General features: G+C 72.1%; 19 protein-coding genes and 4 pseudogenes. 15 read left to right on the top strand and 8 right to left on the bottom strand.

The window, feature by feature from the left end; genetic code table 11:
• Window positions 1–8: 8 nt before the first annotated feature.
• Window positions 9–1,199 carry a zinc-dependent alcohol dehydrogenase gene (locus PV963_RS38510; RefSeq protein WP_274821075.1) on the bottom strand — a complete coding sequence of 397 codons (1,191 nt, stop codon included), beginning with the start codon at window positions 1,197–1,199 and terminating at the stop codon, window positions 9–11.
• A 182-nt stretch (window positions 1,200–1,381) separates the two neighbouring features.
• Here PV963_RS38510 and PV963_RS38505 point away from each other — a divergent pair, with 182 nt between their 5' ends.
• Window positions 1,382–2,386 (top strand): DUF3048 domain-containing protein, encoded by a 1,005-nt coding sequence (locus PV963_RS38505; protein ID WP_274821074.1) that lies wholly within the window; start codon window positions 1,382–1,384, stop codon window positions 2,384–2,386.
• A gap of 17 nt (window positions 2,387–2,403) precedes the next feature.
• Here the strand turns inward: PV963_RS38505 and PV963_RS38500 are convergent, their stop codons facing one another.
• The gene (locus PV963_RS38500; protein WP_274821073.1) at window positions 2,404–2,868 is read right to left on the bottom strand and encodes a MarR family winged helix-turn-helix transcriptional regulator; all 465 of its coding nucleotides are present in this window, start codon (window positions 2,866–2,868) and stop codon (window positions 2,404–2,406) included.
• Between the two features lie 208 nt (window positions 2,869–3,076).
• Between PV963_RS38500 and PV963_RS38495 the strand changes: the two genes are divergently transcribed.
• The 8 genes from PV963_RS38495 (at window position 3,077) to PV963_RS38460 (ending at window position 10,445) form a co-directional block, all read left to right on the top strand.
• Window positions 3,077–3,832 (top strand): CoA transferase subunit A, encoded by a 756-nt coding sequence (locus PV963_RS38495; protein ID WP_274821072.1) that lies wholly within the window; start codon window positions 3,077–3,079, stop codon window positions 3,830–3,832.
• A complete protein-coding gene (locus tag PV963_RS38490) occupies window positions 3,832–4,476 on the top strand; it encodes a CoA transferase subunit B (protein ID WP_274821071.1) in 645 nt (214 codons plus the stop codon). The genes PV963_RS38495 and PV963_RS38490 overlap by 1 nt, the downstream gene beginning before the upstream one ends.
• Window positions 4,473–5,675: a thiolase family protein gene (locus PV963_RS38485; RefSeq protein ID WP_274821070.1), complete on the top strand. Its 1,203-nt coding sequence runs from the start codon at window positions 4,473–4,475 to the stop codon at window positions 5,673–5,675. The genes PV963_RS38490 and PV963_RS38485 overlap by 4 nt, the downstream gene beginning before the upstream one ends.
• Window positions 5,676–5,793: 118 nt before the next feature.
• Window positions 5,794–6,567 (top strand): protocatechuate 3,4-dioxygenase subunit beta, encoded by a 774-nt coding sequence (pcaH, locus tag PV963_RS38480; protein WP_274821069.1) that lies wholly within the window; start codon window positions 5,794–5,796, stop codon window positions 6,565–6,567.
• A gap of 6 nt (window positions 6,568–6,573) precedes the next feature.
• Window positions 6,574–7,179: a protocatechuate 3,4-dioxygenase subunit alpha gene (pcaG, locus tag PV963_RS38475; RefSeq protein WP_274821068.1), complete on the top strand. Its 606-nt coding sequence runs from the start codon at window positions 6,574–6,576 to the stop codon at window positions 7,177–7,179.
• A complete protein-coding gene (gene pcaB / locus PV963_RS38470) occupies window positions 7,176–8,471 on the top strand; it encodes a 3-carboxy-cis,cis-muconate cycloisomerase (protein ID WP_274821067.1) in 1,296 nt (431 codons plus the stop codon). Before pcaG ends, pcaB begins: the two co-directional genes overlap by 4 nt.
• Window positions 8,468–9,589: a 3-oxoadipate enol-lactonase gene (gene pcaD, locus PV963_RS38465; protein ID WP_274821066.1), complete on the top strand. Its 1,122-nt coding sequence runs from the start codon at window positions 8,468–8,470 to the stop codon at window positions 9,587–9,589. The genes pcaB and pcaD overlap by 4 nt, the downstream gene beginning before the upstream one ends.
• A gap of 64 nt (window positions 9,590–9,653) precedes the next feature.
• A complete protein-coding gene (locus tag PV963_RS38460) occupies window positions 9,654–10,445 on the top strand; it encodes an SDR family NAD(P)-dependent oxidoreductase (RefSeq protein WP_274821065.1) in 792 nt (263 codons plus the stop codon).
• Window position 10,446: 1 nt separating this feature from the next.
• Here PV963_RS38460 and PV963_RS38455 read toward each other — a convergent pair.
• Window positions 10,447–13,132, bottom strand: a pseudogene (locus PV963_RS38455) (ATP-binding protein).
• 179 nt (window positions 13,133–13,311) lie between these two features.
• Here PV963_RS38455 and PV963_RS38450 point away from each other — a divergent pair.
• The 3 pseudogenes from PV963_RS38450 to PV963_RS38440 all read left to right on the top strand — a co-directional run.
• A pseudogene (locus PV963_RS38450) lies at window positions 13,312–13,568 on the top strand (MFS transporter); the annotation flags it as partial.
• A 319-nt stretch (window positions 13,569–13,887) separates the two neighbouring features.
• Window positions 13,888–13,971, top strand: a pseudogene (locus PV963_RS38445) (DUF2510 domain-containing protein); the annotation flags it as partial.
• A gap of 489 nt (window positions 13,972–14,460) precedes the next feature.
• Window positions 14,461–15,384, top strand: a pseudogene (locus tag PV963_RS38440) (hypothetical protein); the annotation flags it as partial.
• Between the two features lie 185 nt (window positions 15,385–15,569).
• Here PV963_RS38440 and PV963_RS38435 read toward each other — a convergent pair.
• On the bottom strand, window positions 15,570–16,178 hold the full coding sequence (locus tag PV963_RS38435) for a TetR/AcrR family transcriptional regulator (protein ID WP_274821064.1): 609 nt from the start codon (window positions 16,176–16,178) through the stop codon (window positions 15,570–15,572).
• Between the two features lie 167 nt (window positions 16,179–16,345).
• Here PV963_RS38435 and PV963_RS38430 point away from each other — a divergent pair, with 167 nt between their 5' ends.
• Together PV963_RS38430 and PV963_RS38425 are read left to right on the top strand one after the other, a co-directional pair.
• Entirely contained in the window at window positions 16,346–17,200 is an 855-nt protein-coding gene (locus tag PV963_RS38430; protein ID WP_274821063.1) for a phosphatase PAP2 family protein, read from the top strand.
• Window positions 17,197–18,144 carry a hypothetical protein gene (locus PV963_RS38425; RefSeq protein ID WP_274821062.1) on the top strand — a complete coding sequence of 316 codons (948 nt, stop codon included), beginning with the start codon at window positions 17,197–17,199 and terminating at the stop codon, window positions 18,142–18,144. Before PV963_RS38430 ends, PV963_RS38425 begins: the two co-directional genes overlap by 4 nt.
• On the opposite strand, the gene PV963_RS38420 is transcribed toward PV963_RS38425, so the two are convergent.
• Complete coding sequence (locus tag PV963_RS38420) at window positions 18,134–20,185, bottom strand: phosphocholine-specific phospholipase C (protein ID WP_274821061.1); 2,052 nt, start codon at window positions 20,183–20,185, stop codon at window positions 18,134–18,136. The two genes, PV963_RS38425 and PV963_RS38420, sit on opposite strands and share 11 nt — an antisense overlap.
• A gap of 169 nt (window positions 20,186–20,354) precedes the next feature.
• Here PV963_RS38420 and PV963_RS38415 point away from each other — a divergent pair, with 169 nt between their 5' ends.
• Window positions 20,355–21,638, top strand: a complete 1,284-nt coding sequence (locus PV963_RS38415) for an MFS transporter (protein ID WP_274821060.1) — start codon at window positions 20,355–20,357, stop codon at window positions 21,636–21,638.
• 14 nt (window positions 21,639–21,652) lie between these two features.
• Here the strand turns inward: PV963_RS38415 and PV963_RS38410 are convergent, their stop codons facing one another.
• From PV963_RS38410 to PV963_RS38395, 3 genes are all read right to left on the bottom strand, one after another.
• Window positions 21,653–22,720, bottom strand: coding sequence for a hypothetical protein (locus PV963_RS38410; protein ID WP_274821059.1), 1,068 nt, complete (start codon window positions 22,718–22,720; stop codon window positions 21,653–21,655).
• Window positions 22,721–22,857: 137 nt separating this feature from the next.
• A complete protein-coding gene (locus tag PV963_RS44155; protein ID WP_425540984.1) occupies window positions 22,858–23,283 on the bottom strand; it encodes a peptidoglycan-binding protein in 426 nt (141 codons plus the stop codon).
• Between the two features lie 95 nt (window positions 23,284–23,378).
• Window positions 23,379–24,617: a PP2C family protein-serine/threonine phosphatase gene (locus tag PV963_RS38395; protein ID WP_274821058.1), complete on the bottom strand. Its 1,239-nt coding sequence runs from the start codon at window positions 24,615–24,617 to the stop codon at window positions 23,379–23,381.
• Window positions 24,618–24,758: the final 141 nt, after the last annotated feature.

Below are 24,758 nucleotides of genomic sequence, written 5' to 3'. Positions count from 1 at the left end.
TCAGGGGCTCAGGGCTGCATCAGTACCTTGACCGCGCCGTCCTGCTTGCGCTGGAACATCTCGTAGGCGTGCGGGGCATCCGACAGCGGCACCCGGTGGGTGGCGAAGTCCTCGACGCCGAGCGGGTCCTCGTCGGTGAGGTACGGGATGATGTCGTCGCTCCAGCGGCGGACGTTGGCCTGGCCCATCCGGATCTGGATCTGCTTGTCGAAGAGGGTGAGCAGCGGCATGGGGTCGGCCGTGCCGCCGTAGACACCGGACAGCGAGATGGTGCCGCCGCGGCGCACCAGGTCGATTGCGGTGTAGAGGGCGGCGAGGCGGTCGACGCTGAAGCGTTCGGCGAGCGGGCCGCTCAGTTTGCGGGGCAGCATCGCCGAGGCGTTCTGCATCATGCGCGCCGCCGCGCTGCCGTGGGCCTCGGTGCCGACCGCGTCGATCACAGCGTCGGGGCCGCGGCCGTCGGTCTCGTCGCGGATCGCCGCGACGAGTTCCTTCTCGTTGTCGAAGGACCTGAGGTCGTACGTCTCCACACCGCGCGAGCGCGCCCGGCGCAGCCGCTCCGTGACCAGGTCCACGCCGAACACCCGCCCGGCGCCCCGCACCTGGGCGACGCGGCAGGCCATGTCGCCGATGGGTCCGAGGCCGAGCACGGCGATGCTGCCGCCCTGCGGGACGTCGGCGTAGACGACCGCCTGCCAGGCGGTGGGCAGGACGTCGGAGAGGTAGACGAAACGGTCGTCGGGCGGGCCTTGTGGCACCTTGATCGGGCCGTACTGCGCCTGCGGGACGCGCAGGTACTCGGCCTGGGCGCCCGGCACCGCGCCGTACAGGCGGGTGTAGCCGAACAGGGCGGCGCCCATGCCCTCGCCGTGCACCTGGGTGGTCTCGCACTGGGTGGGCAGGCCGGTGAGGCACATCCAGCAGTTGCCGCAGGCGATCTGGAACGGCACCACGACCCGGTCCCCGGCCTGGAGGTCCGGGACACCGGCGCCGACCTCCTCGACGATGCCGATGGGTTCGTGGCCGAGGATGTCCCCGGGGGTCATGAACGGCGTGAGCACCTCGTACAGGTGCAGGTCGGAGCCGCACAGCCCGGTGGAGGTGATGCGGATGACCGCGTCCGTCGGTTCCTGGATCTCCGGATCGGGCACGTTCTCCACCCGGACGTCCCGCTTGCCCTGCCAGGTCACTGCCCTCATCGCCTCGCGCTCCCTCCGTCAGCGTGCGCGTCGGTCAGCCGGCGAGGCCCGGGTACCCGGGCGTCCCGCGCTGAACCTTGACCTTGAGCCGATCGGCGGACGAAGCGAAGACGTTCCGTCATAATCGATCGAGTATGGCCATCGGTGGACATGCAAGTGCACAATCAAGACAAATCGATGACATGAGGCCGGTGGCGACGGTGGGCAGGGAACGAGGGGCGCGCGGACGGCGCGCCGCGACGACAGCGGCGCTGCTGGCCGCCACGGTGACGGCCGCCCTGACGGCGGGCTGCACCGGCGGGGGCGGTCCCGGCGACGACGGACGGGGATCCCCCAGGGAGGTGGAGCAGGGGACATCGCCCTCGGCGACCGGTGCCTCCGTGCTCGCCGTCAAGCTCGACAACGCCGCCGCGGCCCGGCCGCACACGGGCGTCGACGCCGCGGACGTGGTGTACGCGGAGCAGGTCGAGGGCGGGCTGAGCCGGCTGATGGCCGTGTACGCGACGCAGTTGCCGAAGACGGTCGGCCCGGTGCGCAGCGCACGCGAGTCGGATCTGGAGCTGCTGCGCCAGTTCGACCGGCCCATCCTCGCCTTCTCCGGCGCGCAGAAGAAGCTCCTGCCGCTGATCGACAGGGCACCGCTGCGGCCGGAGACGCCGGGCAGCGCCTCCGACGCCTACTTCCGCGGCTCCGGCAAGCCCGCCCCGCACAACCTCTATCTGCGGCCCGAGCGGCTCCTGCCCGAAGCACCCGGACAGGCCGCCCTCACCACCGGCTTCCGCTACGGCTCCGCCCCGGCCGGCGGCACGGCGACGACCTCGCAGACGGTGCGCTACCCGGCGGCCAGTTTCACCTTCACCTGGTCGGACGCCCAGGATCGCTGGCTGGTCGGCATGGACGACGCGCCCGCCACGACGGCCGACGGGAAGCGGATGGCGGCAGCGACGGTCGTCGTGCAGTACGTGAAGGTGCGCGCGTCCGAATTCCGCGACTTCCTCGGCAACAACACGCCGTACACCGAGACGGTGGGCTCCGGGAAGGCCAGGGTGCTGCGCGACGGGCGGGCCTACGACGTGAACTGGAAGCGCGCGGACGCCGCGGACGGCACGGCGTTCACCACCGGCGACGGCACCCCGGTGAACTTTGCGAAGGGCCAGGTGTGGGTGGTGTACGCCAAGGCGTCCTGACCTGCGGGCCGCGTCCGTCAGCGGGGCGCCACCAGGGACTCCCCCGGGTTGCGCAGACCCTCGGCCGCGTCCGCGACCCGCCGGATGAGGTCGAAGAACACCGTCCGCTCCTCGGCGGTCAGCGGGGCGAGGAACACCTGGTTCATCCGGGCGGTGCGCACGGTCAGCTTGCGGTGGGTGCGCACGCCCTCCTCCGTGAGACGCAGCAGGAAACGGCGGCCGTCCTCCGGGTCGCGGACCTTGTCGAGGAGTCCGCGCCGGCTGAGCCGGCTGATCACCTCGGCGATGGTCGACCGGTCCAGCCCTACCCGCTCCCCCACCGTGCGCTGGTCCAGGCCGGGCTCGGCGACGAGTGTGTTGAGGACCGCGTACTGGGGCGAGGTGATCTCCTCGGAGACCATCGTGTTCCACAGCAGGTAGTGCGCCTGCTGGAGCCGCCGGGCCAGGTGCCCGGGGTGGGTGGTGAGGTCCGCCGCCGCCATGTGCACCCCTTGCTCGTTTTCGTCGGTGCACTGAACAATACTCGGCTACTCCTCGACTGTCTGCCGTCCGCACAGGGGATCAGAGACGGAAACACCGAGGTCTTGACGCCCTGCCGTCCCGGTGGCAGCGTGAGACAAGCTTCGCGGAAATACTCAGTGCCCTGACTAAATCTGGGTCGGGACGCTCGGAAGAGATGGGGCTTCTCGGATGGACAAGGTGGTCGCCACAGCCCTGGAGGCGGTGGCCGACGTCCCGGACGGCGCGTCGCTCGCGGTGGGCGGTTTCGGGCTGAGCGGTGTGCCGAACGTGCTGATCGGGGCGCTGTACGAGCGCGGGGTGGCCGGGCTGTCGGTGGTCTCCAACAACTGCGGGGCGATGGAGTCGGGCCTGGCGGTCCTGCTGGCCGCCGGCCGGATCGCCCGGGTGACGGGCTCCTACATCGGCGCCAACAAGGAGTTCGCCCGCCAGTACCTGGCCGGTGAGCTGGAGGTCGAGCTGATCCCGCAGGGCACGCTGGCCGAGCGGCTGCGGGCCGGCGGCGCCGGGATCCCCGCCTTCTACACCCCGGCCGGGGTGGGCACGCAGGTCGCCGAGGGCGGGCTGCCGTGGCGCTACGACGGCTCCGGGGGTGTCGCGGTGGCCTCGCCGGCGAAGGAGGTCCGGGAGTTCGACGGCACGGAGTACGTGCTGGAGCGGGGCATCCGCACCGACTTCGCCCTGGTCCGGGCCGCGAAGGGCGACCGGCACGGCAACCTGCTCTTCAGCAAGTCCGCCCGGAACTTCAACCCCCTGGCCGCGATGGCCGGGCGGATCACGATCGCCGAGGTGGAGGAGCTGGTGGAGCCCGGCGAGATCGACCCGGACGCGGTGCACCTGCCGGGGATCTTCGTACAGCGGGTGCTCGCGCTCACCCCTGAGCAGGCGGCGGACAAGAAGATCGAGCAGCGGACGGTGAGGTCCTGATGGCCTGGAGTCGCGAGGAGATGGCCGCCCGGGCGGCGCGGGAGCTGAGGGACGGCCAGTACGTCAATCTCGGCATCGGCCTGCCCACGCTCATCCCGAACTACCTGCCCGAGGGCGTGGAGGTCGTCCTCGAATCGGAGAACGGCATCCTGGGCACCGGCCCCTACCCCACCGAGGACCAGGTCGATCCGGACCTGATCAACGCCGGCAAGGAGACGGTGACGGTCCTGCCGGGCGCGTCGTTCTTCGACTCGGCGCTGTCGTTCTCGATGATCCGGGGCGGGCACATCGACGTGGCCGTGCTCGGCGCCATGCAGGTGTCCGAGCGGGGCGACCTGGCCAACTGGGCGATCCCCGGCAAGCTGATCACCGGGATCGGCGGGGCGATGGACCTGGTGCACGGCGCCCGCACCGTCATCGTCGTCATGACGCACACCGCCAAGGACGGCTCCCCGAAGATCCTCACCGAGTGCGCCCTGCCGCTGACCGGCAAGGCGTGCGTGAACCGGATCATCACCGACCTCGGCGTCCTCGACGTCACCGACGACGGGCTCGTCCTGGTCGAGACCGCGCCGGGCGTGACCGCCGCCGAGATCGTCGCCAGGACCGACGCCGAACTGACCGTGCCGGAGGGCGTGAAGTGAAGGACGTCTACATCGTCGACGCGGTCCGCACGCCGATCGGCCGCTACAACGGCGCACTGGCCGGCGTGCGCCCGGACGACCTGGCCGCGCACGCCATCCGCGAGCTCCTGGCCCGTACCCCGCAGTTGGACCCGGGGCGCATCGAGGACGTGTACTTCGGCAACGCCAACGGCGCCGGTGAGGAGAACCGCAACGTCGGCCGGATGGCCGCCCTGCTCGCGGGCCTGCCCACCTCCGTGCCGGGTGTGACCGTCAACCGGCTGTGCGCGTCCGGACTGGAGGCCGTGATCCAGGCGGCCCGTGCCATCGCGCTCGGCGACGCCTCGATCGCACTGGCCGGCGGGGTCGAGTCGATGACCCGGGCGCCGTACGTGCTGCCGAAGAGCGACAAGCCCTTCCCGGCCGGGCACACCGAGCTGTACTCCACGACCCTCGGCTGGCGCATGGTCAACCCGCGCATGGAGCCGCAGTGGACGATCCCGCTGGGCGAGAGCGCGGAACTCATCGCCGACAAGCACAAGATCGGCCGGGAGCAGCAGGACGAGTTCGCACTGCGCAGTCACGAGAAGGCTGCGGCGGCACAGCGACAGGGCCTGTTCGAGGGCGAGTTGGCGCCGGTGACGATTCCGCAGCGCAAGGGTGACGCGGTGGTCTTCGCCGCCGACGAGAGCGTCCGTGCGGATGCCTCCCTGGCGGCGATGGCCAAGCTGAAGCCGTCGTTCCGTAAGGAGGGCGGCACGGTGACGGCGGGCAACGCGTCGCCGCTGAACGACGGTGCGGCGGCGCTGCTGCTCGTCGACGAGGAGGGGCTGAAGGCCACGGGGCGCGAGCCGCTGGCCCGGGTCTCCGCTACCGGCGTCTCCGCGACCGACCCGCAGTACTTCGGGCTGGCGCCCGTCGAGGCCGTCAACCGGGCCCTGGCCAAGGCCGGCAAGGGCTTCGACGACCTGTCCGTGCTGGAGCTGAACGAGGCGTTCGCCGCGCAGGTGCTGGGGTGTGTGGCCGAGTGGCCCGAGTTCGATCCCGCGATTCTGAATCCGCAGGGTGGTGCGATCGCTCTTGGCCATCCGCTGGGTGCGTCCGGGGCTCGGCTCGCCGGCACGGTTGCCCATCAGCTGGCCCGGCGTGGCGGCGGTGTCGGTGTCGCCACGCTGTGTATCGGGGTGGGCCAAGGACTCGCCCTCGTACTCGAACGCTAGGCGATCCGCGCGACTACAGCCCGTCTGTGGCTGGTCGCGCCCGCGCGGCGGAGCCGCACATCGACAACAGCCCCGCGCCCCTTGGGGCGCGATCCGGAAGAACCTTTCAGGGGACCCCATGACTCTCACCCAGCACGACATCGACCAGGAGATCGCGGCCGAGCGCGCCGCGTACGAGAAGCGGCTCGCCGACGGCGGGCCCGTCGAGCACCAGCCGCGTCGCGACTACGCCCCGTACCGCTCCTCGGTGCTCCGCCATCCCAAGCAGCCGCCGGTCACGATCGACGTCAGCAAGGACCCGGAGCTGGTGGAGCTGGCCTCCCCGGCCTTCGGGGAGCGGGACATCACCGAGATCGACAACGACCTCACCCGGCAGCACGACGGCGAGCCGATCGGTGAGCGCATCACCGTCTCCGGCCGGCTGCTGGACCGCGACGGCCGCCCGGTGCGCGGCCAGCTGGTGGAGATCTGGCAGGCCAACTCGGCGGGCCGCTACGCCCACCAGCGCGAGCAGCACGACGCCCCGCTGGACCCCAACTTCACCGGCGTGGGCCGCACGCTCACCGACGACGAGGGCCGCTACCACTTCACCACCGTCCAGCCGGGCCCATACCCGTGGCGCCAGCACCTCAACGCCTGGCGGCCCGCGCACATCCACTTCTCGGTCTTCGGCACGGCGTTCACCCAGCGGCTCGTGACGCAGATGTACTTCCCGAGCGACCCGCTGTTCCCCTACGACCCGATCATCCAGTCGGTGACCGACGACGCGGCCCGGCAGCGGCTGATCGCGACGTACGACCACGGCCTGTCGGTGCCGGAGTTCTCGATGGGCTACCACTGGGACATCGTGCTGGACGGCCCGAACGCCACCTGGATCGAAGAAGGGCGCTGACCTGCCATGACGAAGATCGACACCAGCAGGCCGGAGAGCGTGCTGCCCACCCCGTCGCACACCGTCGGCCCGTTCTACGGCCACGCCCTGCCGTTCCGCGGCGGCGAGGACATCGCGCCCCTCGGGCATCCGGACACGGTCACCGTGCACGGGTACGTCACCGACGGCGCGGGCAACCCGCTGCCCGACGCCCTGATCGAGCTGTGGGGCGCGGACCCGGACGGCAACGTGCCGACGGCCGACGGTTCGATGCGCCGCGACCCGGCCTCGGGCGGCTTCCTGGGGCGCAACGGCGTGGAGTTCACGGGCTGGGGACGTATCCAGACCGATGCGAACGGTCACTGGTACGCGCGCACCCTGCGGCCCGGCGCGCGCGGGCGGAGCGCCCCGTACATCAGTGTGTGCGTCTTCGCGCGCGGGCTTCTCCTGCACCTGTACACCCGCATCTACCTGCCGGGTGACGAGGCGGTGCTCGCCGCCGATCCGCTGCTGTCCCGGCTGGAGGACGGGCGCCGCGACACGCTGATCGCCGTGGCGGAGGCGGGCGGCACGTACCGTTTCGACATCCGCCTTCAGGGCGAAGGCGAGACGGTCTTCCTGGAGTTCCAGTGACAGCTGCCCCTGGTGACACCGGCCTGCTCGCCCCCGGGTGGGCCGACTCGGCGGCCGCGTCCGCCACGAGCGACCACGCCTATCTGCGGGCGCTGCTCGACGCGGAAGCCGCGCTGACCCGGGCCCAGACGGCGCTCGGGCTGGCCCCCGCCGAGGCGGCGACGGCGGTGACCGAGGCGGCCGACGCCGGCGCCTTCGACGTCCGGTCCCTCGCCGAGCGGGCCCGCGCGGGCGGCAACCCGGTCATTCCCCTGGTCGCGGAGCTGACGAAGGCCGTCGGCGAGGAGTACGGCTCCTACGTCCACCGGGGCGCGACCAGCCAGGACATCATGGACACCGCGACGGTGCTGGTCGCCGTGCGCACCCTGGACCTGGTCCTCGCCGACCTCGGCTGCACCGCTAAGGCCCTGTCCCGCCTGGCCGCCGAGCACCGTGACACCGCGATGCCGGGGCGGACGCTCACCCAGCACGCCGTACCGACCACGTTCGGGCTGAAGGCGGCCGGGTGGCGGTCGCTGGTCCTCGACGCGCGGGATCGGGTGAAGGCCGTACGAGAGTCTCTGCCCGTCCAACTCGGCGGCGCGGCGGGAACGTTGGCGGCCTTCGGGGCGTACGGCGCGAACGATCCGACGGCGCTGCCGGTGGCGTACGCCCGCGAACTCGGGCTCCGGGCACCCGGCCTGCCCTGGCACACCCTGCGGACGCCCATTGCCGATCTCGCGGGGTGCCTGGCGTTCACGGCCGGCGCGCTCGGCAAGGTCGCCGTGGACGTCCTCACCCTGTCGCGCACCGAGATCGCCGAGGTCGCGGAGAGCAGCGGCGGGGGTTCCTCCGCCATGCCGCACAAGTCCAATCCCGTACGGTCCACCCTCATCGCCTCCGCCGCGCGGCGGGCACCGCAGCTCGCGGCCACGCTGTACGGGTCGCTGGCGGCCGAGGACGAGCGGCCGGCCGGGGCCTGGCACGCGGAGTGGGAGCCGCTGCGGGACCTGCTGCGGCTGGCCGGCGGGGCCGCCCGGGACGCCGTCGAGCTGGCGGAGGGACTGCGGGTCAGGCCCGAGGTCATGCGCGAACACCTGGATCTCACCCACGGGTTGATCGTCTCCGAGCGGCTGTCCGCCGAGCTGGCCCCGGTGCTGGGCCGCGCCCGCGCCAAGGAACTCCTGACCCGGCTGGCCTCCGAGGGGCGCCCGCTGGATCGGGCACCGGAGCTGGCGGACGCCGACCTCGATCCCACCCATTACACCGGCTCCGCCGGAGCCCTCACCGACCGTGCTCTGGAGCGACGTTGACACTCCTCGCCCACCGTGCCGAAGGGCCCGCTTCCGCACCCCCGCTGCTGCTCGGGCCCTCGCTCGGCACGTCGAACGCCCTGTGGGACAAGGTGGCCCCCGAGCTGTCGATCACCCATCGGGTGGTCCGCTGGGATCTGCCGGGGCACGGCGGCTCGGCGGCCGATCTCATCCGTGCGGGCGCGACGGTCGGTGACCTCGCCGACCTGGTGCTGGCGCTCGCCGACTCGCTCGGCATCGAGCGGTTCGCGTACGCGGGGGTGTCGCTGGGCGGGGCCGTGGGGCTGCATCTCGCGGTACACCGTCCGCAGCGGCTGTCGTCCCTCGCCGTGATCTGCTCCTCCGCGCACTTCAACGGGGCGAAGCCCTGGGAGGAACGGGCCGCGCTGGTGCGGCGGGAAGGGCTGGCCGGGCTGGCGGAGAGTGCGGACGCGCGCTGGTTCACGTCCGGTTTCACCGTGCCGGAGCTGGTGGACGACCATCGTCGCGCCGACCCGGACGCGTACGCCGCCTGCTGTGACGCGCTCGCCGCTTTCGATCTGCGGGACCGGCTGCCCGAGATCGCCGTGCCGACCCTGCTGGTGGCCGGACGGGACGATCCGGCGACACCGCCCGCGCATCTGCGTCAGATCGCGGACGCGGTGCCGGGTGCGGCGCTCGTGGAGATCCCGGGCGCCTCGCACCTGGCGCCCGCGCAGTGCCCTCAGGCGGTGCTGACCGCGCTGCGCGCGCACTTCGACGGGCCTGCCGGGCGCGGTATGGAGGTGCGGCGCGAGGTGCTCGGCGACGTACACGTCGACCGGGCGCAGGCCCGGCAGACTCCGTTCACGGCGCGCTTCCAGGACTTCATCTCGCGCTACGCCTGGGGCGAGATCTGGACCGAACCGACGCTGTCGCGCCGCGAGCGCAGCATGATCACCCTGACCGCGCTCGTCGCGCACGGCCACTACGACGAACTGGCCATGCACGTCCGGGCGGCGCGCCGCAACGGGCTCACGCCGGAGGAGATCGGCGCGGTGCTGCTCCAGACGGCGGTGTACTGCGGGGTGCCGGCGGCGAACTCGGCGTTCGCGACGGCGCAGCGGGTGCTGGCCGAAGAGGACGGGGCCGCAGGGTGACCCCGCTGGTCGTAGTCCCGGCGTAATCTCGCTCGGTCCCGCACGGCGTGCCTACGGTGGGGGCATGTCCACCATCCTGATCACCGGCGCCACCTCGGGGCTCGGCCGGTACGTCGCCTTCGAACTCGTCCGCTCCGGGCATGTCGTCCTCGTCCACGGCCGGGACGCGGGCCGCACCGAGCGGCTGGCCGGGGAACTGCGCGCCGTGGGGGACGCCGAGGCGTTCGTCGCCGACCTGGCCTCGCTGGCGCAGGTGCGCGAGCTGGCCGCGCACGTCGCCGACGCGCATCCCGAGCTCGACGTGCTGGTCAACAACGCGGGCGTGGGGTCCGGGAGGCCCGGTGCGGGCCGTGAGCTGAGCGCCGACGGGCACGAGTTGCGACTGGCGGTGAACTATCTGACTCCGGTCGTGCTGACCCGGGCCCTGCTGCCGGTGCTGCGGGCGAACGCGCCGGCGCGGATCGTCAACGTCGGCTCGGCCGGTCAAGAACCCCTCGACGTCGAGGACCCCGAGTTCACCCGCGGCTACGACGGCGTGTCGGCGTACTGCCGCAGCAAGTTCGCGGTCGCCGCGCACACCTTCGCGCTCGCCGAGGAACTGGACGGCACCGGCGTCTCGGTGAACGTACTGCACCCGGCGACCTACATGGACACGGCGATGGTCCGCGAGGCGGACGTCACGCCGTGGAACACGGTCGCCGACGGGGCGGCCGGTGTGCTGGCCCTGGCCACGCGCGACCTGGGCAGCGGCCGGTACTACGACGGGACGAGCCCGGCACGGGCCCATGAGGCGGCGTACGACCCCGGGGTGCGCAAGCGACTCGCCGCGGTGACCGACCAGTTGCTCGGCGCCTGAGCTACCCGGGTCCGGCACCCGTCTCCAGTGCCGCCCGTGCCCTGTCCGCCAGTCCGTCCGCGCCGCAGGAGACGGCCAGGTCCAGGCCGCGGTGGAGGTCGGCCGCCGAGCGGGCGGCGATACCGTACTCGATGCGGGCCGCCGCGTGCTCGTACTGGCAGGGCGAGGACTCCAGGTAGGTCAGGGCCTGGGCGGCGAGGCGGACCGCGCGCTGGCCGGTCTCCAGCGCCGCGGCGCAGCGCAGGGCCTCTCCTATGGCGGTGTCCGTGCCGAAGCGCTCCGCCTGCCGACGGACATCGACGGCGAGCCGGGCTGCGCGCGCCGGGTCCTCGGTGGCCAGGGCCCGGGCGAGGTCGGCCGCCCAGGGGACGAGCACGGGGTTGTGGTGGCCGCGCGCGGCCGCCGCCTTCTCGGCGGCCTCCAGTTCGTTGATGCCGTCCTTGGTGCGGCCGACGGCGAGCAGCAGGCGGCCGCGCACCGCCCGCGGATCCGGAAGCACTATGGTCGACGGGTAGGGCGGGGCGAAGCCATACCGGTCGGCGACGTCCCAGGCCTCGTCCACATGACCGCGGGCGAGCAGCGTGTCGACGAGATTGCAGGTCACGGTCCAGTACAGGGGCAGTCCGCGACCGACCCGCTCGGCGAGGGGCAGCGCCTCGCGCAGGGACTGTTCCGCGTCCTCCAGACGGCCGCGCCTGCGGTGCGCGACGCCGACGTAGGCGTGCGCCAGGGCGAGGTGTCCGCCGGTCCAGCCGGCGATCTCGTAGGTGCGCACGGCCTCGTTGAAGAGGCTTTCGGCGCGGTCGATGCGGTCGGTGAAGGCGTACGCGTTGGCCAGCATCAGCAGCAGTTCGATGCCCCACTCGCTGCCGGTCCACCCGAGTCCGGGGGCCAGGCGGCCGTTGACGAGGGCGCGGTCGCACAGCTCGACGACCTCCTCGGCGTTCTCGCCGTGCATCAGGGCGTCGAAGCCGCGCAGGATGAGCAGCGCACGTTCGGAGTTGTCCCGGCCGGTGCAGGTCCGCGCGAGCTCGGCCAGGCGCTCGGAGCGGCCCGGTGAGGCCACCTCACCGGCGTGGATCCCCTCCCACATGATGCGCACGGCCTCCAGCCGCATCCGGGTGGGTCCGGGTTCCAGCCGGGCCGCCTCCGACTCGACCATGCGGACGGCCTCCTCCAACTGGTCGTTGTGGACGAGTGCCTGGGACAGGCGGACGACGGCGTCCACCCGGTCGTCACCGTCGAGGCCGGGCATGCCGAGCGCGGTCCGCAGGTGGCCGATCGTCCTGGCGGGCACGGTCAGGAGGGTGGCGCAGCCCAGTTCGTACAGGACGTGTGCGTGGACCTCGGGCCGGGGTGGTTCCTCCAGCGCGCGTTCCAGGCAGCGGCGGGCCGCGTCGGGGGGCGCCGACGGCGAGGTGCTCGCGGGCGGCCTCGCGCAGTTGCTCGACGAGTTCCTCGTCGTCGTCCGGGTGGACTTCGAGGAGGTGGCGGGCGGCGGCCGCGGCTCCGTGTCCCTCGTCGGTGACGATGCGGGCGGCGATGCCGTGCATGGCGGTGCGCAGGGCGTCCGGGATGGAGTTGTAGACGTCGGTGGCGATCAGCGGGTGGACGAACTCCAGGTCGCCTTCGCCGGTGCGGCCGGTCGTCGGGTCGGGGGCGGTGAGGATCCGGGCGGTGCGCAGCAGTTCGGCGCAGCGCCGGGCGTTGTCGGGCTTCAGGGTGGCGAGCTTGGCGACCAGGTCGATGGAGATGCCGGTGCCGAGGATGGCGGCGGCCCAGGCGAACCTGGTGGCGTCGATGCCGAGTTCCTCCAGGCGGGCGACGAGGCCGCCGCCGCGGGCCGAGCGGTTCAGCTCGCGCAGTTCCCCGGCCCTGGCTTCGACCGGTTCGAGTTCGCTGTCCCGCACCTTGGCGAGGAGTTCGACGGTCTCGTAGGGGTTGCCGGCGGTGACGGCCCACACCTCGCGGCAGAACGCGGCGTCGGCCTGCTCGCCCAGGGTGGCGCGGGTGAGTCCGGCCGTGGCGTCCGGGGTGAGGGCGCTGAGGGTCGTGACGGGGCCGTCCGCGGCGGCGGCGACGGTGTCGAGGTGCCGGGCACTCGCGCCGGAGACCGCGCCCGGGCGGCGGGTGACCACGACCAGGAGGGACATCTCGTCGAGGCGCTCGGCGAGCCCCGCGAGCCAGTGCAGGGTCTCCTGATCGGCCCAGTGGGCGTCGTCGATCAGCAGCACCAGCGGCCACTCCCGGCGGGAGAGCCGGCGCACGGCGGCGACCAGGCCGTCGCACACGCCCTGCGGGTCGGCCTGCCGGTCGCCGGGGTCCGCAATGCCGAGAGCGGGCCCGGCGATGTCGTACCAGTCGCCGAGGTACTCGCGTGCCTCCTCCGGCAGCATCGACACCAGCGCCGGTTGCAGCAACTGCCGTACGACGTTGAAGGGGACCGACCTGAGGGTCTCGCCGCCGCGTGCCGACCAGACCGCGCAGTTGCGTGCCTCGGCGATGCGGCGAGTTTCGGCCAGCAGCGCGGTCTTGCCGAGTCCGGCCTCGCCGCGGAAGACCAGCAGCCCGCCGGACGAGGAGCGGTCCGCGCACAGGCGGTCGACCGCCCGCGCGACGGCGGCGACTTCCTCGTCGCGCTCCCACAGGGAAGCCGAGGCGCCGGCCGTGGGCCGTACCTCCGTCATACCGCTACCTCCCCAAGTCGCCGAATGACGTACAGACATCGAGCGTAGTCCTCCGATTGCCTGAGTGCAGGGCGGACCGGGCACCTGTTGCCGTGACGGGTGACACTGGTACGGCCGGACGACGCGGTCGGCCCGTCACCAGGCGCATTCGGGGTCAACGGCGCGCGGTGGCACGGTAGATGACGTTCATTCACCGGGAACGGGACACGCGGCGCGGCCGCCGGGCGCTGGTCGCGGGGGCGGTGGGCAATCTCATCGAGTGGTACCAGTTCGGCGTCTACGGCTACTTCTCGACGATCATCGCCGCGCGGTTCTTCACGCCGGAGGCGGCAGCGAGGCCGAGGCTCTGGTGAAGACGTACGCCTCCTTCGCGCTCGCGTTCTTCTTCCGGCCCGTCGGGGCGGCGCTTTTCGGCCGCCTCGGCGACCAGGTCGGCCATCTGCGGGACACTCCGGCCGGGTTCGGGACACTGCCCGCCGAGGACGTCGTCGCCACCTTGACCATGCTCGCGGCCCGGACGGTGGGCCTACGCCTTCGCGACCCTGGGGTCCCTGACCCTGCACGGCCCTGCCCGGCCCCGGGCCCGCGAGCACCGGGCCCGGCATCCGAGCGTGCTCGGGTCGGTGACCCTGGGCCTGGACGGGCTGCGCCTTCACCCGCCGGCCGGCCGGAGGCCGACGCGCCTGCCGCTGGGCTGACGCGATCCGTTCGGCTCCTCTCATGCCACTTTCACCCACGCCTCATACGGTGGGGGCATGACGCAGGAGACTCCTCCCGGGTGGTACCCCGACCCCGGACAGAAAAGTGACGGGCCCGCCACCGAGCGCTGGTGGGACGGCAGGGCCTGGACGGACCGCATCCGTCCGGCGGAGCCGACCGCGGCCTGGGGTCCCCCTACGCAGCGGCAGGCGGCGGGGGCCTCCCCGACGGATCCGGCGCCTGGTGATGCGCCGTTGTCGGGTCCGGCGCCCTCAGCGGATACGTCGTCCTCAGGGGATACGTCGTCCTCAGGGGGCACGTCGTCCGCGGGGGAGCCGGGGGCCGCTGGGCGGCCGGGTGATGCGGGCGCACCGGGAGCCCCCGGGCAGCCGGGTGGTGCCGGACAGCCGACCGGCGTTGGACAGCCGGAAGCGGGACAGCCGGCTGATGCCGGGGCACCGGGTGCTGCTGGGAGTCCGGGTGCTGCTGGGAGTCCGGGTGGTGCCGGCGCGCCAGGAGCCCCGGGGTATCCGGGCCATGCCGGACAACCAGGAGCCGCCGGGAGTCCGGCCGGCGCCGGGCATCCGACCGGCGCCGCAGCCTCTGGAGCCTCCGGGCATTCGGGCCATGCCGGACAACCAGGAGCCGCCGGGTATCCAGGAGCCGCCGGATATCCGCCCGGCGCTGGGCATCCGGCCGCTCCCGGGTATCCCGCCTACCCCGCCGCGCCTCCGGCCGCCGGCCGAGGGCGAGGCTTGCGGATCGGGATAGCCGTGGCGGCAGCCGTCGTTGTGCTCGCCAGCATCGGTGTCGGCGTGTACGCGCTGACCGACAACGGCGGCCCGGGCGGCGGTTCCGCCACCTCGCAGGCGCCGGGCGGCCCGGGCGGACCCGGGGGTCAGGGCGGTCCGTTCGGCGGGCCGGGCGGCGGATCCGGGGGTTCCGGCGGTGACGGCGGATCAGGTGGCTCCGGTGGCTCCGGCGGGCCCAGCCCGGCGCCCGAGCAGTCCGAGCCGCCGAAGATCAGGAGCGGGTCGGTGACCGACGCGGTCAGCGGCATCAGCCTGCCGATCCCGGAGGGCTGGTACGGCCAGGAGATCATGGCCGGCGCCCAGATAACATCCGACGACTCCTACAAGTGCCCCGGCGACACCACCTCGACCTGCACGAAGGGCGGAGCCTACTCGGCACCGGCCCTGGCCCTCGGCACCAAGGGCGGCACCGCCGAGGAGGTCGCGAAGGCGGACATCGCGGCGAACGCCGAGGAGTCCTACGGCGGCAAGTCCTACGGCGGGATCACCTCCCACGACGTGCTGGCCGCCAAGTCCGTGACCGTGGCCGGGCAGAAGGGCTATCTGGTCCGTTGGAAGGCCGTCACGAGCAAGGGCGCCGACGGCATCGTGGAGTCGCTCGCGTTCCCCTCCCCCGCGAACGCGAGGCAGATGGTCGTCGTGCGCTTCGGCATCGACGCCGACCAGAAGGAGTCCGTCCTGGACGAGATCACCAGGGGCATCAAGGTGTCGACGGGCGGCGGCAACGGCCAGGACGTCTGATCGGCCCGGACGGCGACGTGTGGGGGCCAGACGGCCCGCGCCCCCCCGGACACCGTCGGCCGGGTGGGGCGCCCCCGCCGCTCACAGGGGAACCCCACCCGGCCGGGGGGTGCGCGCCGCCCCCGTCCCCCCGGGTCGGCGCGGTCGGGTCGCCGTCCGGTCATCCGGGGACGGCGGCCCGGGTCTCAGGTGAGGCCGAGTGCCGGCAGCACGGCCGCCTCCACGAAGCGGACCAGATAGTCGGGGTCCGCGTCCTCGCCCTCCAGGACGGGCCGGATGCGCAGGACGCCGAACATCTGCGCCGGGATGTACTCCAGCGCCGGATGATCGGCGGGCACCTCCCCCCTTTCGACCCCGCGCCGGATGATCTCCTTCAGCGCGGCGATCTCCGGTTCGACCAGTGCCTCGCGCAACGCGCGCTGCAGCTCGGCGTCCTGGGGCGCGGCATGGGCGAGCGCCTGGAGGAGCTTGGTGTCCCGGCCCGACAGCTCGCCCGCCGCCCGGGCGGCCTCGCGCAGGTCGTCCGCGAGCGAGCCGGTGTCGATGCAGCGCGTCCGCCGGTGGGAGCGCAGCGCCGCCGCCACGAACTGAGGCTTGGTCTTCCACTGACGGTAGAGCGTGGACTTGCTGCACCGGGTGCTGGCCGCGATCCCCTCCATGGTGACGGAGTCGTAGCCGCACTCGCGGAGTTGCTCCAGCACGGCGTCGTAGAACTCCTGCTCACGCTCGGGCGTGATCTTGGAGCGGCGCGAGGAACCGACCGGCTCGGGTCGGTCCGCAGCCTGCGACGTCATGGGCTGTGCTCCTGCCCTTCCTCGGGCGGCCGGAAAATTCCCGGCCGGCGGTGTGTCCTTCGTCTATCGATACGCCAGTGTACCGGTACGCGGCCGTATCGGTACACTGCCGTATCGGTACGCACTCGTACCGATAACAGCACCACCGTCACCGAAGGGGCCGGGGGATGAATGCCCGCACCGAGCCTGCGCCGGCGGGGTCCGACGCGATAGCGCGACCGCCGCTCGTCCGGGAGTTCCTGCTCGTCGCGGGGCTCTTCCTCGTCTACAAGTTCGGCCGGCAGCTGGCCACGGGCCACACCGGCGAGGCCTTCCACAACGCCTACCGCGTGTGGGACTTCGAACGAGCGGTCCATCTGCCCGGCGAGGGGACGGTGCAGTCCCTGCTGCTGCACGGCGACGGCCTGGTGCACATCGCGAACACCTACTACGCGGCCGTCCACTTTCCGGCCACCGCCGCCTTCCTGATCTGGCTCTACCTGCGCCGCCCGGCCCACTACGTGTGGGCCCGCCGGGTACTGGCCGCCGTCACCGCCGCCGCCCTGGTGCTGCACCTGCTGTTCCCGCTCGCCCCGCCGCGCATGCTGACCGCGACCGGCCTGGTGGACACGGCGCGGGTCTACGGTCCGTCGGTGTACGGCAGTCCCGCGACCGACTCCCTGTCGAACCAGTTCGCTGCGATGCCGTCGCTGCACTTCGGCTGGGCTCTGATGGTGGCGGTCGGCCTGGTCGTGGCGACCCGCTCGCGGTGGCGCTGGTTGTGGCTGCTGCATCCCCTGCTGACGCTGCTGGTGATCGTCGGCACCGCGAACCACTACTGGCTCGACGCGATCGTGGCGACGGGCCTGCTGGGTGTCGCGCTCGCGGTGATCCTCCCCCAGGCTTCGTCCGGAGGGACCCCCATCTCGCTTCGCTCGCCGCACCGCACGGCGACGACGGCGGGCCGCGCGCAGGGCAGGCTCGTACCGGCCCGGGCCCAGGTCCAAACCGAGGAGCAAGTGCTCGCGGGGGCCGGCCGATGAGCGCCGTCCTCGTCGCCGTGGTCCTGTCCCTCGTCTCCGCCGTCGCCTACGCGGCCGCCGCGGTCGCCCAGGAGCGGCTCGCCTCCCGCTCGCCCGGCGCGGGCACGCTGCGGCTGCTCGGCAGTGGCGCCTGGTGGTGGTCGGTCGGGCTGAACGCGGCTGCCGCGCTGCTGCACGTCGTGGCGCTGAAGTACGGTCCGCTGACCGTGGTCCAGCCGCTCGGCGCGCTCACCCTGGTCGCGGCGGTGCCGATGGGCGCGCGGCTCGCGGGGCGGCGGGTGAGCGCCGTCGAGTGGAGGGGCATCGCGCTGACGCTGCTCGGCCTGGGCGCGATCCTGGTCACGGCGTCCGGTCCGGCGCCCGACGACGTGCTGAGCGTTCCGGAGGCGCTGGCGGTCGCGGGCGCCACGGCGGTCCTCATCGGGGTGCTGTCCCGGCCGGGCGCCCGCCCGGGGCTGCGGCACGCGAGCGCGTCCGGCGTGGCCTCCGGGGTCGCCTCGGCCCTCACGCAGACCGTGACGGTGGCCGCGATGGACCGGTCCGGTCCGCTGCTGAGCGTCCAGGTGGTCGGGGTGGCGCTGCTCGTGGGGGCCTTCGCGGCCGGTGGGCTGCTGCTGTCGCAGACGGCCTACCGGGGCGGTCTCGGCGGCCCGCTCGCGGTGGTGACCCTGGCCAACCCGCTGGCCGCCGCGGTGATCGGCCTGTCGCTGCTGGGCGAGCGCCTCCATGGCGGCCCGGCGGGCGTGCTGCTGGCGCTCGCCGGGGGCGGTCTGGCGTCCTGGGGCGTGGTGCTGCTCAGCCGGGCGACGCCCGGGCCCGCCCCGGCGGACGACGACCATCCGGTGGCCGCCGTCCTGGCCCTGGAACCCGGTTCGGCCGCGGCCGAACCGGTGTTGGTGCCCCGGCCGCACGATCCGGGTCACCTCACCACGGCTACGCGGTGATGAGCGCCGGGTCGCTCACGCCCGGCCGACCGTTGTCGACGTGTCCCGCGAACCGCCGCAGGAACGCCGCGTCGCCCTCGGCCGTGACGGTCAGGTCGTACCAGCGGCGGCTGGCGGCGAGCTCGACGGTCCGCCGCACCTTCGCGCCCGGGCGGACGGTGACGGTCGAGGGCCGGCCGCCGTAACCGTCGGAGACCTTCAGCCGTGCCGTGCCGGAGCCCTTGTTGGCGAAGGTCAGCTCGATGTCGTCACCGGTGTGGCGCGCGGTGACCTCGCAGCCGGCCGTCCTGTTCGACCCCTTGAAGACCCGCACGAAGCCGTTCGGTCCGTGCACGGTCAGGTCGTACGAGCCCGCCGACCAGTCCGAGTTCCAGGTGTCGGAGAGCGTCTTGCCGGCCTCGGTGGTGTACATCCAGGGGCCGTCGGTGCGGTTGCCGGAGGTGACGTGGAAGGCGGCGCCGGCCTTCGGCCCGGAGGCGAAGGCGAGGGTGAGCTTCCCGGCCGCCGCGTCGACCGAGGCGTCCACGTACGGTGCGTACTTCAGCGGCCGGGCGCGGCGCAGGCCGCGTTCCTGCCGGGGCATGCGCGGGTCGGCGGGCGGGGTGGGCTTGTAGTCGGGGTGGCGTTCGCGGTCCTGCGGCTCGTACTCGTCGGTGCCGGGCAGCGGGGCGGGCCGCGTGTCCTTGCGGGAGAAGTCGAACGCGGAGGTCAGGTCACCGCAGATCGCCCGGCGCCACGGTGAGATGTTGGGCTCGCGCACGCCGAAGCGGCGCTCCATGAACCGCAGGATGGAGGTGTGGTCGAGGGTCTCCGAGCAGACGAAGCCGCCCTTGCTCCACGGCGAGACGACCAGCATCGGCACCCGCGGCCCGAGGCCGTAGGGGCCGGCCGTGTTCTTGCCGTCGCCGGGGAAGAGGTCGAGGGAGACGTCGACGGTGGACTTGCCGCGGGACGCGTCCTTCGGCGGCAGGGGCGGTACGACGTGGTCGAAGAAGCCGTCGTTCTCGTCGTAGGTGATGAACAGGGCCGTCTTCGCCCATACCTCCGGGTTGGCGGTGAGGGCGTCCAGGACCTGGGCGATGTACCAGGCGCCGTAGTTCGACGGCCAGTTGGAGTGCTCGGAGAACGCCTCGGGGGCGGCGATCCAGGAGATCTGCGGCAGCCTGTCCGCCTTGACGTCGGCCTTCAGCAGGTCGAAGTAGCCGTCGCCGGCCTTGACGTTCGTGCCCGTGCGGGCCTTGTCGTACCACGGGTCGCCGGGATTGGCGTCCCGGTACTTGTCGAAGTACAGCAGGGAGTTGTCGCCGTAGTTGCCGCGGTAGGCGTCCTCGATCCAGCCCCAGGAGCCCTTCGCGTCGAGGCCGTCGCCGATGTCCTGGTAGATCTTCCAGGAGATGCCGGCCTGCTCCAGGCGCTCGGGGTAGGTCGTCCAGCCGTAGCCGAGTTCGTCGTTGCCGAGGACCGGGCCGCCGCCGGTGCCGTCGTTGCCCGTGTAGCCGGACCACATGTAGTAGCGGTTCGGGTCGGTGGAGCCGATGAACGAGCAGTGGTAGGCGTCGCAGACGGTGAAGGCGTCGGCGAGGGCGTAGTGGAAGGGGATGTCCTCGCGGGTCAGGTACGCCATGGTCGTGGTGCCCTTGGCGGGCAGCCACTTGTCGTACTTGCCGCCGTTGTAGGCCTGCTGGCCGTCGGGCCAGGAGTGCGGTAGGCCTTCCAGGAACTGCATGCCGAGGTCGTCGGCGTCCGGGTGGAACGGCAGGAGCTCCTTGCCGTCCTTCTCCTGGTGCCATATCGGCTTGCCGTTGTCGAGGGTGACCGGACGCGGGTCGCCGAAGCCGCGGACGCCTCTCAGCGTGCCGAAGTAGTGGTCGAAGGAGCGGTTCTCCTGCATCAGGACGACGATGTGCTCGACGTCCTCGATCGACCCGGTGCGGTGGTTGGCCGGGAGCGCGGCGGCGCGCTGGATGCTGGCGGACAGTGCGCTGAAGGCCGTGGTGGCACCCGCGAGTTGGAGAAAGCGGCGCCGGTTGACTTCGGACATGAAGGACAGACCTCTCATCCTGAGGTACGGGATGGCCGGAACATGACGGAATCTGCGCGGAAGGAGTGTTTCAGGGACACCAAACGTCAAGGAAGGGGCCGGTGACACTCGTGTGAAAGTCGCCGGTACGTGAGGTGTGCCGGGGCGCTGCCCGGGGAGGGTCATGGACGTGACAGAGACGCAGACGGTTTCCCCGCCGACGAAACGGCCCGTTCGCCAGCTCCTCGCCGCCTCGGTGGGCAACGCGGTGGAGTGGTACGACTGGTACGCCTACACGTTTCTGGCCACCTACATCGCCGCCCAGGTCTTCCCGAAGAGCGCGGACAACTCGCTGGTGCCGCTGCTGTCCACGTTCGCGGTCTTCGCGGTGGGCTTCTTCATGCGGCCGGTCGGCGGGCTGCTGATGGGCGCGGTCGCGGACCGGCACGGTCGGCGGGCCGCGCTGACGGTCACCATCCTGCTGATGGGCGGCAGCAGCCTGCTCGTCGGGCTGACCCCGACGTACGCGGCGGTGGGCGTGCTGGCGCCGGTGATCCTCGTCCTGGCGCGGCTGCTGCAAGGCCTGTCCGTGGGCGGCGAGTTCGCGGCCTCGACGACCTTCCTGGTCGAGTCGGCGGGCCCCGGCAGGCGCGGTCTGTTCTCCAGCTTCCAGTACGTGTCGACGACCGTGGGGCAGCTCGTCGCCTCCGGCATCGCCGCGCTGCTCGTGGACACCCTGAGCGACGGGCAGATGAACGGCTGGGGCTGGCGGGTCCCGTTCATGCTCGGGGCCGTGCTGAGCCTGGTCGGCTTCTGGATCCGGCAGGGCGCGCAGGAGACCCGCAGCGCCGAGCAGCAGAAGGCCCCGCGCCCCGGTCTGTTCGAGGCGCTGCGCCGGCACCCGCGCGAGTCGCTCCTCATCGGCGGCATCACGGCGGGCGGCACCATCGCCTACTACACGTGGACGTCGTACCTGCCGACGTACGCCGAACTCAACGCGGGGCTGGAGAAGTCGGACACGCTGCTCGTGAGCACGATCTCACTGGCCTTCTTCGCGCTGCTGCAACCGCTCGGCGGCCTGCTGTCGGACCGCTTCGGCCGCCGCCCCCTGCTCCTCTTCTTCGGCCTGGGCTTCGCCCTGCTCACGGTGCCCCTGCTGCACGCCCTGCGCGACTCCTTCGCCGTGCTGCTGCTCGTGAGTTGCGCCGGCATGGTGCTGCTGACCGGGTTCACCTCGATCAGCGCGGCCGTGAACGCGGAGATCTTCCCGCCCCGGGTCCGCGCGGCCGGCATCGGCTTCCCCTACTCGCTGACGGTCGCCCTCTTCGGCGGCACGGCTCCGTACGTGGGCACGCTGTTCAAGGAGGTGGGCCACGCCGGGCTCTTCCCCTGGTACGTCGCGGTGCTCTGCCTGCTGTCGTCGCTGGTGTACCTGCGGCTGCCGGAAACGGCTCACACACCTCTCCGGCGGTGAGCGGGGGCGGCCGGTCAGGGCCCGGCTCGCGGGCGGGGCCCCTCCGCCCCTTCGTCCGCGCGCGTTCCCTCGCGCGCCCCCTCCTGTGGCCCTTCGTGCGGTCCCGCGCCGTCGTGGAAAACGGTCGGCGGTCCGGGCGCGCCGGTCTCTCCCAGCACGTTGTGCTCCCGGACGGCGGCTCTCTCGGGGTCGACCACGGCGTCGGTCGTCCTGCCCACCTCCGACAGCGTCATCTGGGCGCGGTCGTCGACCAGTCGGGTCACGAGGTGCTGGGCGGCGCCGAAGGCCGCGGCCCAGCCGAGGACCTGCGCCCTGCTGTCGAGGTCGCTGAGCCCGGGAACGAAGGCGCCCCGGATCAGCAGCAGTCCGAGGAAGGCGGACAGGGCGCCGGTGGGGAACTTCAGCACCGCCGATGCCAGCGGCAGCATGTAGGGAGCGTCGGTGCCCCGGATGTGCCGCAGTGAGGCGATGACGGTGAGTGCCGCGCCGGCGAGCCCGGCGATCTCGACGGTGAGGATGTCCCTCGGCTGGGCCAGGCTGCTGGCGGGGGTGCCCACCGGGACGTCGTGACGCTCCGCGGTGGGGCACACGACATCGATCCCGCTCATGTCCCCGGGGCTGACCTTGGGCGCGAAGCACATGCTCAGCGACCGGGGAAAGAACCAGCCGTAGACGGCGAGGCCCGCCACACCGAGCAGGACGAGGAACGTCGCGGTCCACAGGATGTTGCGCAGGCTGCGCACCCGGGCGAGTTCGTCGTCCAGCGCGTTGTAGGCGGCGTCGAGCGCCCGGACCATGAGGTCCCGGTCGCTCGGTGACATCTCGCCGGAGATGATGGAACGGAGCCGCCGGGCGAGGCGGACCCGTCGCGGGTCGTCCTTGTCCAGATGGTCCTTGACCAGCGCCATGACCTCGCTGGCACGGCCGGCGGCTTCCTCGTCGGAGACCAGTTGAAGGAGCATCACCTCCGCGCTGCGCACATTCGACCAGACGCCCTCACGGGCGGCCGACCCCGACCACAGGCGCCGCCATCCGAAATCCTCGTCGGCGGCCGAGCGGGCCTTTTCCAGATGGGCCCGCATTCCCTCGACGAGCGCCCTGCGGTCTTCCGGACAGGGCCTGACACTCTCGCGATCCAGCTGTGCTTCGAGATAGGCGATCCGGGTTTTGGCCCGGGCGCGCCAAGCAGTCCGCGGCGACCGGCCCGGAACAGTGCCGGTCACTCGAAGACGGCGGGCACGTGCAGCCTCTCCCACGACTTCCGGCCCGGTATGCCGTCAGCGTCCTGGCCACTGAATCCGAGTTTTTCCTGCCAATGCGCGTACGACTTCCGGTCCGCCTCGCTCCACTGCGAGTCGGGCCCGTCGGCGTACTCCGAGCAACCCTCCTCGATGAGGCGGAAGCCCATAGCCTCGATGATCGGGCTGGTCACGGAGGACTGGAAGAAGTCGACGCCCGGAAAGGGCTCGAATGCACCGTGCCTTTCTGGAGCCACACGGATCCGCTGTCCGGGGCGAATGATGTCCGGATTCGTGATCTGAGGGTTCCACTCCAGAATCTGCTGCAGCGTCACGCGGTGCATAACCGCGATCTCACCGAGCGTGTCACCACGTTTCACTGTGTAGAACTCTACTATTCTTTCCATACACCCACAGTAAATGAATTCCCCGCCACGGGAAAGTCGAGAATTCCGTTTCGATTTCACTTTTTGATGCGGAAACGGCTTCCGTGGAAATCTGCTCACAGGCGGACGACGACCAGGGCGATGTCGTCGTCCTGACCACCTCCGGGGACGCCCATCTCGGCCAGCAGTCCGTCGGCGAGTTCTTCCACCGGGAGCGTGCCGGACCGGGCCAGGGCGTCGATCAGCCGGGCCAGGCCGATGTCGATGTCCTCGCCGCGGCGTTCGATGAGGCCGTCGGTGTAGAGCGCGAGGGTGTCCCCTCGGGTGTAGGGCAGGCCGGCCTGGGGGCGGGGGACATGTTCCGGTCGGGCGCCGAGCGGCGGGTCCGTGGCCTGGTCCAGCAGTCGGCAGCTGCCGTCCGGACTGAGGAGCACCGGCGGTGGGTGGCCGGCGTTGCTGTAGATGATCAGTCGGCTGCGCGGGTCGATGAGCACCTTGGCCACGGTGGTGGCGAGCGCGCCGTCGACCGCCCGGGCGTACAGGCCCAGTACCTCAAGGGCCTGTGCGGGGCTGGGCACAGCCCGGATGGCTGCGCTCAGGGCGCTGCGCAGCATGCCCATGACGGCGGCGGCCTCGATGCCGTGGCCGACGACGTCCCCGATGGCGATGGAGTAGCGGTCGGGCGGCAGATCGACCACGTCGTACCAGTCGCCGCACACGTTGAGCGATCCGCTGGCCGGCAGGTAGCGCACGGCGATGTCCCGGTGTCTGTCCAGGTCGGGCGAGCGGAGCATGACCTCCTGGAGGGTGACGGCGATTTCACGTTCGCGGGCATGCGCCTGGCGCAGCTGCTCGTTCAGCCGTTCCAGATCGTGCGACCGGGCATACACCTGGGCCGCGATCCCTGTCGCCTGGTTGCTCAGCGGTGGGGTGAGCTCACGGATGACGGGGGAACGCATCAGCTCGGTGACGTCGTCGGCGCGCGCGATGATCCATTTCACGGCGCCGTCCGGCCCCAGAACGGGGCTGGACATCCCGCACCACCAGCGCTCCTCCGCCTCCCCCGGCCGGCCGGCGACGGGAATGTCGAATCGCCGCGGTGCCACCATGTCGGGCTCGCGGGAGTCCAGCACGCGCTGGAGCGATGCGCCGAATTCACGCGCCGCATCCGGCTCACCAGGTGTGTCGGGGAACGCCTCCAGGATGTACCGCCCGGCCAGTTCCGCGCGGGTCCTGCCGGTGGCCCGGAGATAGGCCCGGTTGGCATGGCGAACCACCAGGTCGGCGTCCAGCACCAGGTACGGGTTCGGCGCGGCGTCGAACAACTCCTCGAAATCGATCTCCGCTGTCGTCACGCGGGTGACCTGCCGATCTCTACAAGCGCGACCGCATCATCTCCAACCTACGAGCCGCCCGCCGGGCGCGCCCGCCGGACGAGCCTGAACGGGAGTTTCACCGAAGCCCTTCCTCGAGACGGAAGGGGCATTGCGGCCCCG

The organism is Streptomyces coeruleorubidus (assembly GCF_028885415.1).
In the GTDB taxonomy this organism is placed as follows: domain Bacteria; phylum Actinomycetota; class Actinomycetes; order Streptomycetales; family Streptomycetaceae; genus Streptomyces; species Streptomyces coeruleorubidus_A.
The sequence above is the reverse complement of the archived record's forward strand: the minus strand, read 5'-3'. Positions and strand labels throughout refer to the sequence as shown.

Bases quoted from the DNA above. Each gene is read 5' to 3' on its own strand.
- PV963_RS38410 (WP_274821059.1), bottom strand. From the start codon at position 22,720: ATGCGGGCCCATCTGGAAAAGGCCCGCTCGGCCGCCGACGAGGATTTC.
- PV963_RS38500 (WP_274821073.1), bottom strand. From the start codon at position 2,868: ATGGCGGCGGCGGACCTCACCACCCACCCCGGGCACCTGGCCCGGCGG.
- PV963_RS38505 (WP_274821074.1), top strand. From the start codon at position 1,382: ATGAGGCCGGTGGCGACGGTGGGCAGGGAACGAGGGGCGCGCGGACGG.
- PV963_RS38420 (WP_274821061.1), bottom strand. From the start codon at position 20,185: ATGTCCGAAGTCAACCGGCGCCGCTTTCTCCAACTCGCGGGTGCCACC.
- pcaH (WP_274821069.1), top strand. From the start codon at position 5,794: ATGACTCTCACCCAGCACGACATCGACCAGGAGATCGCGGCCGAGCGC.
- PV963_RS38430 (WP_274821063.1), top strand. From the start codon at position 16,346: ATGAATGCCCGCACCGAGCCTGCGCCGGCGGGGTCCGACGCGATAGCG.
- pcaG (WP_274821068.1), top strand. From the start codon at position 6,574: ATGACGAAGATCGACACCAGCAGGCCGGAGAGCGTGCTGCCCACCCCG.
- PV963_RS38510 (WP_274821075.1), bottom strand. From the start codon at position 1,199: ATGAGGGCAGTGACCTGGCAGGGCAAGCGGGACGTCCGGGTGGAGAAC.
- PV963_RS44155 (WP_425540984.1), bottom strand. From the start codon at position 23,283: ATGGAAAGAATAGTAGAGTTCTACACAGTGAAACGTGGTGACACGCTC.
- PV963_RS38435 (WP_274821064.1), bottom strand. From the start codon at position 16,178: ATGACGTCGCAGGCTGCGGACCGACCCGAGCCGGTCGGTTCCTCGCGC.
- PV963_RS38425 (WP_274821062.1), top strand. From the start codon at position 17,197: ATGAGCGCCGTCCTCGTCGCCGTGGTCCTGTCCCTCGTCTCCGCCGTC.
- PV963_RS38495 (WP_274821072.1), top strand. From the start codon at position 3,077: ATGGACAAGGTGGTCGCCACAGCCCTGGAGGCGGTGGCCGACGTCCCG.
- PV963_RS38490 (WP_274821071.1), top strand. From the start codon at position 3,832: ATGGCCTGGAGTCGCGAGGAGATGGCCGCCCGGGCGGCGCGGGAGCTG.
- PV963_RS38460 (WP_274821065.1), top strand. From the start codon at position 9,654: ATGTCCACCATCCTGATCACCGGCGCCACCTCGGGGCTCGGCCGGTAC.